We start from the raw sequence: 14,443 nt of genomic DNA on the forward strand, positions 1-14,443 counted from the left end.
CCCGTGGCACCGGCGCCAGCCCCCGCAGCAGGGCCTGGAAATACAGACCGGTCCCGCCGCAGAGGATCGGCACGAGCCCCGCCGCCGCGACCTCCGCGATGGCGCGCTCCGCCTCGCCCCGCCACCAGGCGGCGCTGGCTGCCTCCGCCGCGTCGCGGATGCCGTAGAGGCGGTGGGGCGCCTGGGCCTCCTCCTCCGGCGCCGGGCGGGCGGTGAGGATGCGGAGGTCGCGATAGACCTGCATGCTATCCGCATTCAGCACCGCGCCGCCGACCTGCCGGGCGATGGCGAGGGCGAGGGCCGACTTGCCGCTGGCGGTCGGGCCGGCGATCAGCAGGAGGGGTGGTTGCCGCATCGGGATGGCCTGGGCCCAGGTGGTGAAATATGGTCCCGCCAGCATGTCGCATGTCCTGACCCTGATCGCAGCCCCCGCTTCCGTGGCGGAAGCGGCGCTATCCCCCTCGCTCCTGCCCGCCATGGCCGATGCGCTGCGCGCGCTCGGCGCGGAAACCGGGCGTCCCGAATGGCTGGCGGAGCGGGAGGCGGTGGACCTCCCCTTCTCCGGCATCGCGCCGGACCAGGCCTCGGCCGCCGCCCGCGCGGCGCTGGTGGAGCGCCCGGTCGATGCCATCGCCCAGCCGGCGGAAGGGCGGCGCAAGCGCCTGCTCGTCGCCGACATGGACAGCACCATCGTCACCAGCGAGACGCTGGACGAGCTGGCCGCCTATGCGGGCATGGGCGAGAAGGTCGCCGCCATTACGAAGCGCAGCATGAATGGCGAGATCGACTTCGCCACCTCCCTGCGGGAGCGCGTGGCGCTGCTGCAGGGGCTGCCGGTCGAGGCGCTGGAGGCCACCTGGGCCAAGACGCATCTCATGCCGGGGGCGCGCGCCCTGGTCCGGACCATGGTGGCGAACGGGGCGCACTGCGCGCTGGCCTCCGGCGGCTTCACCTGGTTCACCGCCCGCGTCGCGACGCTCTGCGGCTTCACCACGCATCACGCCAATATCCTGCTCGATGACGGCCGGCACCTGCTCGGCAGGGTCGAGGAACCGGTGTTCGACCGGGATGCGAAGCTCACCATCCTCACCCGCCTCGCCAGCGAGAACGGCCTCTCCATGGCCGAGACGCTGGCGGTGGGCGACGGTGCCAACGACCTCGCGATGATCGGCGCGGCGGGGCTCGGCGTGGCCTACCACGCCAAGCCGGTGGTCGCGGCGGCGGCGCGGGCCCGGGTGGAACATGGCGACTTGCGCGCCGTGCTCTATGCCCAGGGCTACAAGGCCACGGAGATCCTGCCGGACGAGGGCTGACCTCCCTCCCCCGCTGCGCGCGGGGGCATCGTCCCGGCACCCGCCGCCCGTGCGGGAAATGCCGGAACGGGACGGGTGCCTACCGCATCACCTGGCGCAGGCTGCCATCCGGCGCGCGCTCGAAGACGCCGCCGCCGCCCAGGAAGGCCCCGTTCGTGTTGCTGGTGCTCCGGCGGGCATCGGGTCCGCCGATCACCACGCCGGTCGGTTGCGAGGCATCCGCCATGGGTGAGCCTGACCCGGCCTGATGCCGCGACTGCCTCCCACCTTGCATGGAGCGGGGCCGCACGGGGCCGGTGCCCGGCCCGCCCCGTGCATTGTCCGCGCTGCGGCTGTCATCGCGCGGTGTCGCGCCGCGCGTGGCCCGGCTGACCGGCTCGTTCGGGTTGGGCGCCACGTCCGGGGCACCACGATTGGAGCGGCTGTCGTTCAGGGGCGTGGAGCCCGGGCTGAACTGGCTGGTCGGAACCTGCGCCTGTGCCAGCGTGGGCAGGAAGGCTGGGCCAGTCCCGATGGCCAGGCCCAGGGCCAAGGTCGCGAAGCATGTACGGATCGTGTTCCTTATCCTCGCCTGGAGAACAATCGGCCCAGTCAACACCACGCCCTGCATGGGGCTTCGTGGAATTTCCCGGTCCGGAGGCGGGTGAAGGCACGGTTTCACCACGCCTTGCAGCACCGGCGAAACGAAGTGTTGCCCGTCCGCCCGGGCCATCCGGACCGGCTTCCGCCATTCCGGTGCGGGCCGGGCCAAGCGGCTGACGAGATGGGTTTTTCCTCCTGTCCGCCCGGCCTCACGGGAAATCTATGTTGCAGCGCGGTAACTCCTGGCCCAGTGGGCCGCATCGGACATGACGAAATGCTCATGCGTGCGTTCATGTTCCTCCTCGCAACAGGAGCCTTCCGATGCAGAGTTCCGTGATCAGCAGCGCCTCACGCTTCCGCACCGAGGTTTTCCCGCGCCGCGGCGACCTCTACCGTCATTTGGCGCAGAACGGGCAGCAGCCGAAGGCCCTGGTGATCTCCTGTGCCGACAGCCGCGTGATCCCGGAGGAGATCATGCAGTCCGGCCCGGGCGAGATCTTCGTCTGCCGCAACGCCGGGAACATCGTGCCGCCCACGGCACAGTTCACCGGCGGGGTTTCCGCCTCGATCGAGTATGCAGTCGTGGTGCTGGGCGTGCGCGACATCGTCATCTGTGGCCATTCCGACTGCGGGGCCATGAAGGCCCTGTTGCAGCCGGATTCCCTGAAGACCATGCCGAACGTGCAGGCCTGGCTGCGCCATGCCGATGCGGCACGCTGCGTCGTCTGCGAGTCCTATCCGGATCTGGAAAGCAAGGCGGCGGCTCGCGCCCTGGCCATGGAGAACGTGGCCTTGCAGCTCAACCACCTGCGTACCCATGCTTCCGTCGCCGCCCGCCTGGCCCGGGGCGAGATGACGCTGCATGGGTGGTTCTTCGACCTGGAGACCGGCGGCCTGCTCGCTCTGGATGGGAAGGAGGAGCGGTTCGTGGAGGTCGCCGAGGGAGCGGAGATGCCCGTGGCCGTGACGGCCGCGGAACGCCGCGTGGCATAGGCCCGACCGGAAGGTCGGCCAAGGGGACTATCCGGCTCCTCCGTGGGCGGCCGGGGCGGTTGCCGGCGCCGGAAACCGCTTCAGGCCGCCTGCCCCGGGACGGGCCGTTCTTCCGGTGCGATCGCCGGGGCCGCCCGTCCGCCCTGCCCCGCCACCAGCCGGGCGAAGAAGCGCCGTCCCGGCATCTCCACCAGGCGATAGGTCAGCAGGGCCAGCAGTACCGTCACAACCAGCAGCCCGGCGGAAACGAGGTCCATCAGCCAAGGGTTGCCGAAATCGAGCCCGACCAGCACGCGCCCATCCGCCGTCCGCCAGGTGCCGAGCAGGGAAAGGTCCGTCCGGTTCTGAAGCACTGAGAGTGCTTTGGCCGTGGCATCGAAGACCGGGAAATGCACGAGGTAGATCGAGTAGGACAGCACCCCCAGCAGCACCAGCGGCGCGCTGCGCAGCAGCCGCGACACCACGCCATGTTCCCCGGCGAAGAGGCAGACGAGCAGGGCGAAGAACGGTGCCGCCAGGAAGGCCAGGGTGTCCTGGGCGAAGACCAGGAAGACGGCCATCAGCACCACCGCCCCGATCTCCAGGGCGTCGTGGAGGCGCGGCGCCAGGGGTGGTGCCTCCCAACGGCTCCAGGCTGCATGGGCCAGGCAGCCCAGAAAGAACCCTCCGAGGCAGCGGAACAGGCCGAAATCATAGGAGACGTTCAGGTCCCGTGGCGTGAAGGCCAGCAGCACGGCCATCGAGCCCACCACCATCGCGATGGCGAAGCCGGTGAAGGCGCGGCGGAAACCCAGCATCCCGGCGGCGAAAGCCAGATAGGCCGCCATCTCCACGCTGATGGACCAGCTCGGGATGTTCCAGGCATCGATCCGCAGGAAGCCCAGGGAATGCACCAGCAAAGCATTGGGCAGGATCAGCGAGGCCGCCGTCCGGCCGGTGAAGGCGGCGTTCTCCACCCCCTCGGCACCATGGGACAGCCGGAGCTTCACCAGTTCCAGTCCGATCAGTGCCAGCAGCACGAAGACATGCAAGGGCCAGACGCGGCCGATGCGCCGGATCAGGAAGTCCCGCGCCGAGGCCGGGCCGTCCAGCCGCGCGCCATAGGCCTGGGCCATGACGAAGCCGCTCAGCACGAAGAAGAAATCGACGAAAAGGAAGGCGTGGGCGCCGAAGGACGAGGCCACGTAGTGCCCGCGCACCGTGAAGTGGAAGAGCGCGACCATCAGCGCGCAGATCCCGCGCCAGCTGTCGAGGACGACGAAGCGCCGTCCCGTTCCCCCCTGCGGCATTCCTTCCCCCCGTTCCTATCCGGTGCGGCGTTTCCGTCGCGAAGACAATATCCAGATATGGAGCGGATCTACAGTTTTTGATACATTACAAGAGAGTCATGCCCGGCGGAGGCCTGCCCTCCGCCGGGGGCCCGGCGGACGGTCAAAGATCCCGCAGCGCGCCGCAGACGCGCTCGACCTGTGCATCGGTGAGCTCCGGAAACATCGGCAGGCTCAGCACCTCGCGCGCCGTGGCCTCGGTCTCGGCGCAGCGTGCCGGGCCCAGGGCGATGCGGCCGCGATAGGCGGGTTGCAGATGCACGGGCACGGGATAATGGATGCCCGTGCCGATCCCCTGCGCCCGCAGCCGGCCCTGCAGCAGGTCGCGCTCCGCGCTTCGCAGCACATACTGGTGGAAGACATGCGTGGCACCCTCGCGCCGCAGCGGCGGTGTCAGCGAGCCGCCTTCCAGCGCCGCGTCATAGGCCCCGGCGATCTCCCGCCGGCGGGCATTGCCGGCGTCCAGCCGCGGCAGGCGCGCGCGCAGGATGGCGGCCTGCACCTCGTCCAGCCGGGAGTTCACGCCCGCGAGGTCGGAGACGTAGCGGGAGCGCCAGCCATACTGCCGGATCGCCCCGATCTTCTCGGCGAGCTGCGGATCGGCGGTGGCGATCACGCCCCCATCGCCCAGCGCCCCGAGATTCTTGGTGGGATAGAGGCTGAAGGCCGCGGCGTCCCCGATCGTGCCCAGCCGGCGCCCGCCCAGCGTCGCGCCATGGGCCTGGGCACAGTCCTCGATCAGCACCACGCCGGCGGCGCGGCAGGCTTCCAGCATCGGGGCGAGGTCGCAGGCCTGTCCATAGAGATGCACGGCGATGGCGGCACGGATCGGCGGCAGGCCAGGCGGCGGCTCCTCCAGCACGGCCACCAGCTCGTCCGCATCCATGGTGTAGGTGTCGGGGTCGATATCGAGCAGCAGCGGCGTCGCGCCGGCCATCTCGATCGCCGCCACGGTGGCGACGGCGGTGTGCGACACGGTGGCGACGGTGCAGCCCTCGCCGATGCCCAGGCCGCGCAGAATCAGCGCCAGCGCGTCGGTGCCGTTGGCGCAGCCGATCGCATGCTGCGCCGCGCCCTGCCCGCGCCCGAGCCAGGTAGCGAACTCGCTCTCGAAGCCCTTGCCCTCCTGCCCCAGGATGTACCAGCCGGATTCGAGCGCGCGCATCACCGCCGCGTCGATCTCCGCCTTCTGCGCGCGGTAGCCGGCGCCGGGATCGGCCTGCGGAACCAGGAGGTCGGGCACGTTCATCCGGGGTCTTCCTCAGATGCGATCAGGTTGGACGTAGTCGGCGAGGCGCGGCCGGAACCATTCGACGCTGCGGCGCAGCCCTTCGGCCAGGGGCACACGCGGGGCCCAGCCCGTCGCTTCCCGGAACGCGCGGTCGTCGGCATGGTAGGACCCGATATCGATGGCCGCCCGGTCGGGCGGAAAGGAGCGGATCTCGTAGCTCCCCTGCCCGGCGGCGTCCACCAGAAGCTCCGCCAGCCGGAGCAGCGAGACCGGGGCGTCGCCGCCGAGGTTGAAGGCCCGCCCGGCGCAACGCTCCGGCGCCGGTCCCAGCAGGGTCTCCGCCGCCGCCAGGAAGGCCGCCACCACGTCCTCGGCATAGGCGAGGTCGCGCAGCTGCTCGCCACCCCAGACCTCGAAGGGCTCGCCCTCCAGCACCCGGCGGATCCAGATGCCGAGGAAGGTCTGTCGCGCATCGCGGATGCGCAGGCGCGGGCCGTAGCAGTTGGTCAGGCGCAGCGAGGCGGCCGGCCGCCCCCGCACGCGGCTTTCCAGCAGCCAGTACTGCTCGCCGGCGAACTTGGAGACACCGTTGGCGTCGGGCGGCACGATCGGGTGCTTCTCGTCCACCGGCAGATATTGCGGGCGGCCGTAGAACTGGCGGGTCGAGGCGTGCACCACCACGGCCCGGGGCGCGGTCTGGCGCAGCGTCTCGATCAGGCGGAGCTGCGCCGTGGCGTTGATCTCCAGGTCCGGCAGCGGCTCGTTCATGCTGCCGGCATGGGAGGTCTGGGCAGCGCAGTTGAACAGCGCGTCCGCCCCGCGCAGGGCGCCCTCCAGGTCCAGCGCCGGATCGCGCAGATCGCCTCGCAGCAGCCGGGCGCCGCTTCCCTCCAGGTTGCCTGGATGCGCGCCCATCCCGGGCAGCATCGCGTCGATGGCCAGGACTTCCGCCCCCGCAGCGGACAGGGCATGGCAGAGACTGGCACCCAGGAAACCGGCTCCGCCGGTCACCACGGCGCGCCGGCCGCGCCAGGGGTCCATGGCGCTCATGGCCAGGGCCTCGCCCGGCGGCGTGGCAGGACGGCCGGATGAGGCCCGGCGGGATGGCGGCGAAGCGGCATGTCTTGGCGATCCTTCTCCCACCCCATGGCGAGGTGTTGGCAGGGTCCTGGCATGATTGGGGCGGCCCGGAGCGAAAGGAGCCGCCGCCGAACCGGAAGCGTCAGGTGGCCGGCGCCAGGGCGACGCCGGTGATCTCCACCTTCCACCGCGGATCGACCAGCGGCGCCTGGATCGTCATGCGCGCCGGCTTGGCCGCCGGGTCGAGCCAGCGGTCCCAGGCCCGGTTCATGGCCGGGGCATCGGCGATGTCCGCCAGCACCACGGTGATGGACAGCAGTGCCCGCTTGTCGGTCCCGGCCTCGGCCAGCAGCGCATCGATCTGCGCCAGGATGTCGGCGGTCTGCCCCTCGGCATCGAGCGCGGCATCGTCCGCCACCTGTCCCGCCAGAAAGATCAGCCCGCCGCCGATGGTGGCGCCGGACAGGCGGGCTTCCTCGGCCAGGCGTCGGATGGTCATGGTGGCGTGCTCCCGGCATGAATGGCGCCCCCAGCATGCGCGGGACGCGCCGGCGCGCCAGCCCCCATGGCGCGAATTCATGGCCGGGTCACACCCGACCTTGACCACCGGGGGCGGCGAGGCCGTTGCCGGGCTGCCCTGCTCCGCAAGGGACACATGGCTTTTCCGGTGGACAGTCCCGTATCGCCTCCGTAGCGTCCATGCCGTGCCCATGACCTCGCTCAAGCGCATTACGACCAAAGAGACGTCCCCCGGCGGGGCGTCCTCGGGCGTGCGCGCGGCGATCGCGGCGGCATAGCAGAACCCCCGAGGACCCCGCCGGCAGCGGCGGGGCCCCGAAACAGGCTCCCGCCCGCTGGCCTCCACACAGAGACCAGAACCCCATGAGCCTGGACCTTTCCCTCGAAGCGCCGAGCAGCGCCCCGGACCGACCCGCGGATCTCCGCGCGCCCGTGGTGGCCATCGTCGGCGCCACCGGTGCCGTCGGCGTCGAGCTGCTGAACTGCCTGGAGGCGCGGAACTTCCCCGTCGCCTCGCTGAAGCTGCTGGCTTCCCCCCGTTCCGCCGGCCAGAAGATGCGCTTCCGGGGCCAGGATCTGGTGATCGAGGCGCTCGGCCCCGACAGCTTCCAGGGCGTGGACATCGCCCTCTTCTCTGCCGGCAGCGGCGTCTCCAAGCAGTACGCCCCCGTCGCGGTCCAGGCCGGCGCGGTGGTGGTGGACAATTCCTCCGCTTTCCGCATGCGCGCCGACGTGCCGCTGGTGGTGCCTGAGGTGAATGCGGAGAGCATGGTGAGCCATGCCGGCATCATCGCCAACCCGAATTGCGTCGCCGCCATCGCCACCGTGGCGCTCGCCCCGCTTCACCGCGCCCATCCGATCCGCCGCCTGACCGCCGCGACCTACCAGGCCGCCTCGGGCGCCGGCGCCGCGGCGATGGAGGAGCTGCGCCAGTCCACCGCCGCCTATCTGCGTGGCGAGGGTTTCGAGCCCAAGGTCCTGCCGCACCCCTATGCCTTCAACCTCTTCAGCCACAATGCGGAGATGGACGAGGAGAGCGGCTACAACGGCGAGGAGCAGAAGGTCGTGGCGGAAACCCGCCGCATCCTCGGCACGCCGGACCTGCCGGTCGGCATCACCTGCATCCGCGTGCCGGTGCTGCGCGCCCATGCCATGGCGCTGCATGTCGAGTTCGGCGAGGTGGTGACGCCGGAGGAAGCCCGCGCCCTGCTCGCCGGGGCGCCGGGGCTGAAGCTGGTGGACGACCGCGCCCGCAACCACTTCCCGATGCCCTCCGAGGCCTCGGGACAGGACGACGTGCTGGTCGGCCGCATCCGCCGCGACCTGGGCGACCCGTCCGGCCGCACCCTGGCCCTCTTCGTGGCAGGCGACCAGCTCCTGAAGGGCGCCGCCCTGAATGCCGTGCAGATCGCCGAGCGCTTGCTGCGCCGTGCCTGACGGGGCCGGAGGCGGAAGGGCCCTGGCCCCTCCGCCTCCCTCCTGGTGCTCATCGGAGTTCCCGATCGGGTGAGGCGGGCGGAGAGTGCCGCCTGCTCCCTCGACCTTTCCGCCGCGCCATAGCATTCCGGACTTCGTACAATTCCGGAGTCCTGACGATGTGGAGCTGGCGTCCGTCCCCTTCCGGGCGGCGGCGATCCCTGGTGCCCGCAGCGGCACTGCTGCTGCTGCTGCTTGCCGCTCTGCCGGCCTCGGCGCAGACGGCCATGCCGGAGGGCATGCTCCCCGCCCCTGATCGCTCGGGCGCAATCCACCGGGGCGAGGCCTCGGTCTTCGCGCCGAACCTCGCCGGGCGCCGCATGGCCAGCGGCGCGCGCTTCGATCCCAAGTCCAACAGCGTGGCGAGCAGCGACCTGCCGCTCGGCGCCACCGCCCGCGTCACCAACCTGCGCAACCGCCGCAGCACGATCGTCGCGGTGCGTGACCGGTTCCCGCGCCGGGGCGACCGCATCCTCAATGTCAGCCCCATGGTGGCGCGGCAGCTCGGCATGCGGGGCAGCAGCGTCATCCGGGTGGAGGTCGCGCCCCTGGCCGTGCCGCAGGCCGATGGCGGTATCCGCATCGGCCAGGGCAGCGGCCTGTCCGGGCGCAAGGCCTATGTGACGCCAGTCCGCTGAGCCGCATGGCCCGCTGAGCCCGTGGTCCGCTGAGCCAAGGGAGGTGACACCCCGCCGCTCCGGGCCGAGGATCGTGCCGCAAGGAGGTGCCGCGCCATGACCGACGCCCGATGGATGCCCGGCTTCCGCATCGAGGATGTGGAGATCCCGCCCGGAACGCCGCATGTGCCGCCCGGGCTACGCATCCGCACTGCCACGCGCGGCACGGGCTTTCCGGTGCTACTGCTGCATGGCCATCCGCAAACGCTGGTGACGTGGCGCCATGTCGGCCCCGCACTCGCCAAGGCGGGCTATGCCGTGGTCGCCACCGACCTGCGCGGCTATGGCGATTCCGGCAAGCCGGCGGGGGGCGAGCGGCACGCGAACTACAGCAAGCGCGCCATGGCGGCGGACCAGGTGGCTGTGATGCGCGCCCTGGGGCATCGGCGCTTCGCCGTGGTCGGGCATGACCGGGGCGGGCGGGTCGCGCACCGCATGGCGCTGGACCATGCCGAGGCTGTGGAGCGCATCGCCGTCCTCGACATCGCGCCCACCGCCACGATGTACGCCCGCACGGACAAGGCATTCGCCACCCGCTATTTCTGGTGGTTCTTCCTGATCCAGCCTTACCCGTTGCCGGAGCGCATGATCGGTGCCGATCCGGAGTTCTTCCTGCGCAGGCATATCGAGGGGCAGGTGAAGATCCCCGGCGCCACGCCGGAGGCGGTGATCCAGGAATACCTCCGCCCCTACCGCGACCCGGCCACCATCCACGCCATCTGCGAGGACTACCGCGCCGCGGCCGGCATCGACCTGGAGCACGATGCCGCCGATGCCGGGAGCCGCATCCGGGCGCCGCTGCTGGCGCTCTGGGGCGGGCGCGGCACGGTCGGCGCGCTCTATGAGGTGCTGGAGACCTGGCGCGAGAAGGCGCTCGACGTGCGGGGACGGCCGCTGGACTGCGGCCATACGCCGCAGGAGGAATGCCCGGACGATACGCTGCGGGAGCTCCTGGCCTTTCTGCCGTCCCCGTCCATCGCGGCTGACCGTTAGCGCTCCACTCCCCGCTCCTGGGCGAACCGCCATGGCAACGGGGCGACGCGGCGGGGCGTTGTTTGCGGGAGAGCGGCCGTCGCCCGCGCGCCAGCCGCTGCATCGTCGCAAAGGGAGGATCGCCATGTCCCCGATCGCATCGAGCCCCGGCCCGCAGCCCGGCGGCAACCCCATCCCCGAACCCGGCCTGCCGCCCGGCACGCCCATTCCTCCCCTGCCGCCCGAGGAGCCCGCGCCGCCCATGCCGCCGGAGCCCGACGGGCCGAATCCCGGCCCTGGCCCGGATATCACCCCGCCGCCGGGTCCATCGCCTCAGGTCCCGCCTGTCACCATGTAGCCACCAGCGGCCATCGCGGCACGTGGCGCCGCTGGAGACCTCTCCATGGTTTTCCGCGACCGGCGGGATGCCGGACGGCAATTGGCGGTCCGGCTGCATGCGCTGGACTTGCCACAGCCACTCGTGCTCGCCCTGCCGCGCGGCGGGGTACCGGTGGGCTATGAAGTGGCGCAGGCATTGGGCGCACCGCTGGACCTGCTCATGGTCCGGAAGCTCCCGGCGCCGGGATTTCCGGAGTTGGCACTGGGCGCCGTTACCGACGGCAATCCGCCAGGGCGTGTGATCAACGAGGATGTCCGGCACGAACTCGGCGTGTCCGACGCGGAGATCGGCCGCATCCTCGCTGGGCAGCTCACCGAAATCGCCCGCCGACGCGCCATCTACGCACCAGGCCACTCCCTGCCCATCATCCGCGACCGCAGCGTCATCCTGGTGGATGACGGCATCGCCACCGGGGCCACGATGCGGGTGGCCCTGCAATCGCTGCAGGCTTCGGGAGCCCGGCGCCGCATCATAGCGGTGCCTGTTGCCCCGCCCGAGGTGGTCACCGCGCTGGAACCCCTCTGCGACGAGGCCGTGGTCCTGATGCAGCCGCATGTGCTGGGGGCGGTCGGCCGCTTCTACGAGGATTTCACGCAGACGGAGGATGCGGAGGTCATCGACCTGCTACGCCGCACGCACCGGGAGGCGGAGCCATGACGGAGCAGGAAACGGAGGCGCTGATCGCCCGCTGTGCGGAGCCCCTGCCGCACCAGGCGAGGAAACCGGTTTAGCGGGAAAACCATCAGGCACCGGCGGCAGGAACCAAGGACATGCGACAAGGGGCAGATCCCTGATCTGCCCCTTCCGTTCAATCCGGGCCGGAGCCTATGCCCCGGCCCCTCTTCAGGCTTCGTCCACCGGCCGGCAGTCGGCCGGGAACACCAGCGCTAGATGGGGTTGCGCGGCGGCGTGGTGGGGGTGGTGGAAGCCGGTGTCCTGCTGTCGTCCACGTCCACCTCCGTGTGGCGGACCGTATCCTTCACCGTCTCCGTGTGCTCCGTCGCGCTCTTGCGGATGACCACCTCTTCCTTCACCCGCGCCTCCTTGGCGACGACGGCCTCCTCGCCATGCTCGGTTGCCTCGATCGTGCGCTCCTCGAACATGCGGTCGGCATCGGAAACCGGCCGGTCCACCGGGCGGCGCTGCACGTCGACGTGTTCCTCGCGCAAGGTCACATCCTCGCTGACCGGCGTCTCGACGACATAGGAACGGACGCGGACACGCCCATGCTCCGTGTCACGCTTACCGATGCGGATCTGCTCCTCGACGATCGGGATGACTTCCTCGCCATTGTCCCGAGTGGTCCCCACCGCGCTGGCAGTGTCCGCCGAAGGCATGGCGGCTGGCATCGTGCCCATGGTCCCCGGAGCAGTGGGGGACTGCGGGAGCGAGGTCGTGGTGTCGCCCGTTGTCAGGCCATGGGTGGTGTCGCTCCAGCCCTGGTTCCGCCACTCCGCCTCCCGGGCATCCAGGTCGACGGCGCCATGGCTCTCGAAGACATCGGAGGCATGATCCAGAAGCTGTTCCGGTACTTCCGCCGAGACGACCACGCCGCCCCGCCGCAGGCCCTCGGTATAGGTCGCCCGCTCCTCGTCGGGGACGAAGAGATCCTTCAGGGATGCCCAGAAACCCTTGTCGTCCGTCGGGCGGTAGTCTGACGCGGTGTCCGCGTCGACCGCGTAGACCCTGACATGGCTGCGGTCGATGCCATCATGCTGGAGCAGATGTTCGACGACCGCGTCGGCTTCCTGGCGGGTGTCGAACAGGCCGGTAAGGATGCGTGTCATGCTGGGTTTTCCTTCGTCTGCTGGTGTCGGTGTTGGGTCCTGCAAAGCGCTCCGGGCGTGGTCGGCTTCACCGGCCTCAACCCGTTCGATCGTCGCCGACTGGCTGCGGCGCGTCAGAGGGTATTCCAGGGCTTCCGTCGTACTCACATAGCGGAGCCGGACCTCCTCCTTGAGGACCAGCCGTTTCTCGACCACAAGGATTTCCTCGACGACAGGAATGACGAGGACATCGCCCTCCACCCTGCTTTCGAGCATGTGGTCCACTTCCCGCCCAATCGGGACCCGCTCCACCTCCACGCGGCGGCCGCGCAAGGTTTCCCGGACCACGTCTTGCAACGTTTCCGTCTTCAGCGACACGCGTACACGCGCTGTCTCAACGTCCTGCTTGGTGACAATGAGAGTTTCTTCAGCGACGGGTACAGCCACTGTCTCCGGTTCCTTGCCGGACATCGTGGTCTCCCTCGGGACTGCTGCCCTAACGCCTGCCCGGAGACGGAAGTTTAGGCGGAGCTTTCTGCTTGGAATGACGCTGCCGTGATGCAGCCCGTTACTTTGGCCGGTTTTCCCGTTCCGGTTGAGGACCGACGGGTTCTTGATCCGGCATCGTCATGCTTTGCCGCGATATGTCACGATGCTTCGCGCCGGCAGGCAGCCCTGCGACGAGCAACCGTGCAGGCCGCATCCACGCCGCGGGCTATGCTGGTTTCCCCGGGGCGGGCCGCCCGCCCCCGAAGGCGCCGCTAGAAGGCCACGTATCCTGCGACGCTGCTCAGCAGCGCGAACAGCAGGCCCCCGACCAGGAAGCCGACCACCGTTCCGTTGATCCGCACGAACTGCAGGTCGCGCCCGACCCGCAGCTCGATCCGGTCCGTGACGGTCCGCGCGTCCCAGCCACTGACCACCTCGGCCACGAAGCCGGACAGGCGCTGCCGGGCGGAGGGCAGCAACGCCAGCAGCATCCGCTCCACAGCCGCGTTCACCCGGGCGCGGGCGCCGGGGTCCTCTGCCAGCACCTGGCCCGCATTGTCCAGCGCGGCCCGTGCCAGGGCCGCCAGCCGCCCGTCCGGATTGGCGGCGTCCATCTCCGCCGCCCAGCGCACCCGGTGCCAGGCATCGTCCAGCCAGCCCGCCACCACGCCATGGCGCAGGGCCGAGCGCAGCGCCTCCCCGATCTGGGCGGCGCGCTGCGGGTCGTGCTCCAGGCGGTCCAGCTCGCGCATCACCCATTCGTCGAAGGCGGCGCGCAGCCCGCTTTCCGCATTCTCGGAATTCAGCGCCTCGTCCAGCGCGCCGTTCACCGCCGTGACCACGCGCTTGGCGAGATAGGCCCCGGCGACCCAGCCGACCACGGAGCCGCCCTGGTCGCGGACGCGCTTCTCCACTTCCTCGCGCAGGGACTGCTCCTTGTTCCGCAGCACCTCGCGGATCTCGCCCAGCGCCAGGGCGAAGACGTCGCGGTGCTTGCCGCCCTCGACCAGCGTGCGCAGTGCATGCGCCAGCAGCTTCGTGGCGGCAGGGCCATCGGCGAGGCGCGGCAGGATTCGCAGCACCAGCTTCTGCGCCCTGCCCTCCTGAACATTGGCGAGCAGGCGCGGCACCGAGGCGGCGATGGCCCGCGCGGCCGGCCGCGTCGTCGCCTCGTCGGCCAGGACGTTGCGGATCACCCCGGCGAGGTCGAGCCGGGCGATGACCTTTGCCACCTCGCGCTCCGTGAAGACATGCTCCGCCACGAAGCGGCCCAGCGCAGCGCCGAGGCGCTCCTTCTGGCGCGGGATGATGGCGGTGTGTGGAATCGGCAGCCCCAGCGGATGGCGGAACAGCGCCGTGACCGCGAACCAGTCGGCGATGCCGCCCACCAGCCCGGCCTTGGCGCTGGCCTGCAGCAGGTCGGTCCACCAGCCGGGCGGCAGGGCATAGGCCCCCACCGTCAGCGCCGCCATGACGAGCAGCAGCCCACCCGCCAGGGCCTTGTGGCGCCGCAGCCGGCGGCGCAGCTCGTCTTCGCCTGCCACCATGGGGGCGGCCGAAGGGGCGGCCGAAGGGGCGAACGAGGGTTGCGGCGGCGGGACGGTGCCCTCTCCGGCG

The 14,443-nt window shown here is 70.7% G+C and carries 14 protein-coding genes; 6 read left to right on the forward strand and 8 right to left on the reverse strand.

The genetic code is table 11. The annotated features are described in order from the left end of the window. Positions 1 to 400 (reverse strand): tRNA (adenosine(37)-N6)-dimethylallyltransferase (locus ROTAS13_RS02470; RefSeq protein ID WP_371329171.1); only part of this gene is annotated, 400 nt, incomplete at its 3' end. Here ROTAS13_RS02470 and serB point away from each other — a divergent pair. Then, a complete protein-coding gene (gene serB, locus ROTAS13_RS02475) occupies positions 399 to 1,313 on the forward strand; it encodes a phosphoserine phosphatase SerB (protein WP_075821476.1) in 915 nt (304 codons plus the stop codon). The genes ROTAS13_RS02470 and serB overlap by 2 nt on opposite strands. A 79-nt stretch (positions 1,314 to 1,392) precedes the next feature. On the opposite strand, the gene ROTAS13_RS02480 is transcribed toward serB, so the two are convergent. After that, on the reverse strand, positions 1,393 to 1,845 hold the full coding sequence (locus tag ROTAS13_RS02480) for a hypothetical protein (protein ID WP_075821457.1): 453 nt from the start codon (positions 1,843 to 1,845) through the stop codon (positions 1,393 to 1,395). Positions 1,846 to 2,216: 371 nt separating this feature from the next. Between ROTAS13_RS02480 and ROTAS13_RS02485 the strand changes: the two genes are divergently transcribed. After that, a complete protein-coding gene (locus ROTAS13_RS02485; protein WP_075821458.1) occupies positions 2,217 to 2,888 on the forward strand; it encodes a carbonic anhydrase in 672 nt (223 codons plus the stop codon). 80 nt (positions 2,889 to 2,968) lie between these two features. Here ROTAS13_RS02485 and ROTAS13_RS02490 read toward each other — a convergent pair whose 3' ends face one another. The 4 genes from ROTAS13_RS02490 to ROTAS13_RS02505 form a co-directional block, all read right to left on the reverse strand. Then, on the reverse strand, positions 2,969 to 4,177 hold the full coding sequence (locus ROTAS13_RS02490; RefSeq protein WP_075821459.1) for an acyltransferase: 1,209 nt from the start codon (positions 4,175 to 4,177) through the stop codon (positions 2,969 to 2,971). 142 nt (positions 4,178 to 4,319) lie between these two features. Continuing rightward, entirely contained in the window at positions 4,320 to 5,465 is a 1,146-nt protein-coding gene (locus ROTAS13_RS02495; RefSeq protein WP_075821460.1) for a DegT/DnrJ/EryC1/StrS aminotransferase family protein, read from the reverse strand. Positions 5,466 to 5,477: 12 nt separating this feature from the next. Further along, positions 5,478 to 6,488, reverse strand: a complete 1,011-nt coding sequence (locus ROTAS13_RS02500) for an NAD-dependent epimerase/dehydratase family protein (protein ID WP_019459709.1) — start codon at positions 6,486 to 6,488, stop codon at positions 5,478 to 5,480. Positions 6,489 to 6,669: 181 nt separating this feature from the next. Next, on the reverse strand, positions 6,670 to 7,026 hold the full coding sequence (locus tag ROTAS13_RS02505) for a RidA family protein (protein WP_075821461.1): 357 nt from the start codon (positions 7,024 to 7,026) through the stop codon (positions 6,670 to 6,672). Positions 7,027 to 7,409: 383 nt separating this feature from the next. Between ROTAS13_RS02505 and ROTAS13_RS02510 the strand changes: the two genes are divergently transcribed. From ROTAS13_RS02510 to ROTAS13_RS02525, 4 genes are all read left to right on the forward strand, one after another. Continuing rightward, the gene (locus ROTAS13_RS02510) at positions 7,410 to 8,483 is read left to right on the forward strand and encodes an aspartate-semialdehyde dehydrogenase (RefSeq protein ID WP_075821462.1); all 1,074 of its coding nucleotides are present in this window, start codon (positions 7,410 to 7,412) and stop codon (positions 8,481 to 8,483) included. Positions 8,484 to 8,686: 203 nt separating this feature from the next. Further along, positions 8,687 to 9,160 carry a septal ring lytic transglycosylase RlpA family protein gene (locus tag ROTAS13_RS02515; protein ID WP_171979019.1) on the forward strand — a complete coding sequence of 158 codons (474 nt, stop codon included), beginning with the start codon at positions 8,687 to 8,689 and terminating at the stop codon, positions 9,158 to 9,160. 96 nt (positions 9,161 to 9,256) lie between these two features. Next, positions 9,257 to 10,192: an alpha/beta fold hydrolase gene (locus tag ROTAS13_RS02520; protein ID WP_079253248.1), complete on the forward strand. Its 936-nt coding sequence runs from the start codon at positions 9,257 to 9,259 to the stop codon at positions 10,190 to 10,192. Positions 10,193 to 10,574: 382 nt separating this feature from the next. Continuing rightward, the gene (locus tag ROTAS13_RS02525) at positions 10,575 to 11,228 is read left to right on the forward strand and encodes a phosphoribosyltransferase (RefSeq protein WP_075821464.1); all 654 of its coding nucleotides are present in this window, start codon (positions 10,575 to 10,577) and stop codon (positions 11,226 to 11,228) included. Positions 11,229 to 11,458: 230 nt separating this feature from the next. Here ROTAS13_RS02525 and ROTAS13_RS02530 read toward each other — a convergent pair whose 3' ends face one another. Both ROTAS13_RS02530 and ROTAS13_RS02540 read right to left on the reverse strand, forming a co-directional pair. Then, complete coding sequence (locus ROTAS13_RS02530; RefSeq protein ID WP_252571168.1) at positions 11,459 to 12,808, reverse strand: YsnF/AvaK domain-containing protein; 1,350 nt, start codon at positions 12,806 to 12,808, stop codon at positions 11,459 to 11,461. A 290-nt stretch (positions 12,809 to 13,098) separates the two neighbouring features. After that, positions 13,099 to 14,373: a DUF445 domain-containing protein gene (locus tag ROTAS13_RS02540; RefSeq protein ID WP_037250088.1), complete on the reverse strand. Its 1,275-nt coding sequence runs from the start codon at positions 14,371 to 14,373 to the stop codon at positions 13,099 to 13,101. Between the last annotated feature and the right edge of the window lie 70 nt (positions 14,374 to 14,443).

It is taken from the genome of Roseomonas sp. TAS13, from assembly GCF_001950415.1.
Classification (GTDB): Bacteria; Pseudomonadota; Alphaproteobacteria; order Acetobacterales; family Acetobacteraceae; genus Roseomonas; species Roseomonas mucosa.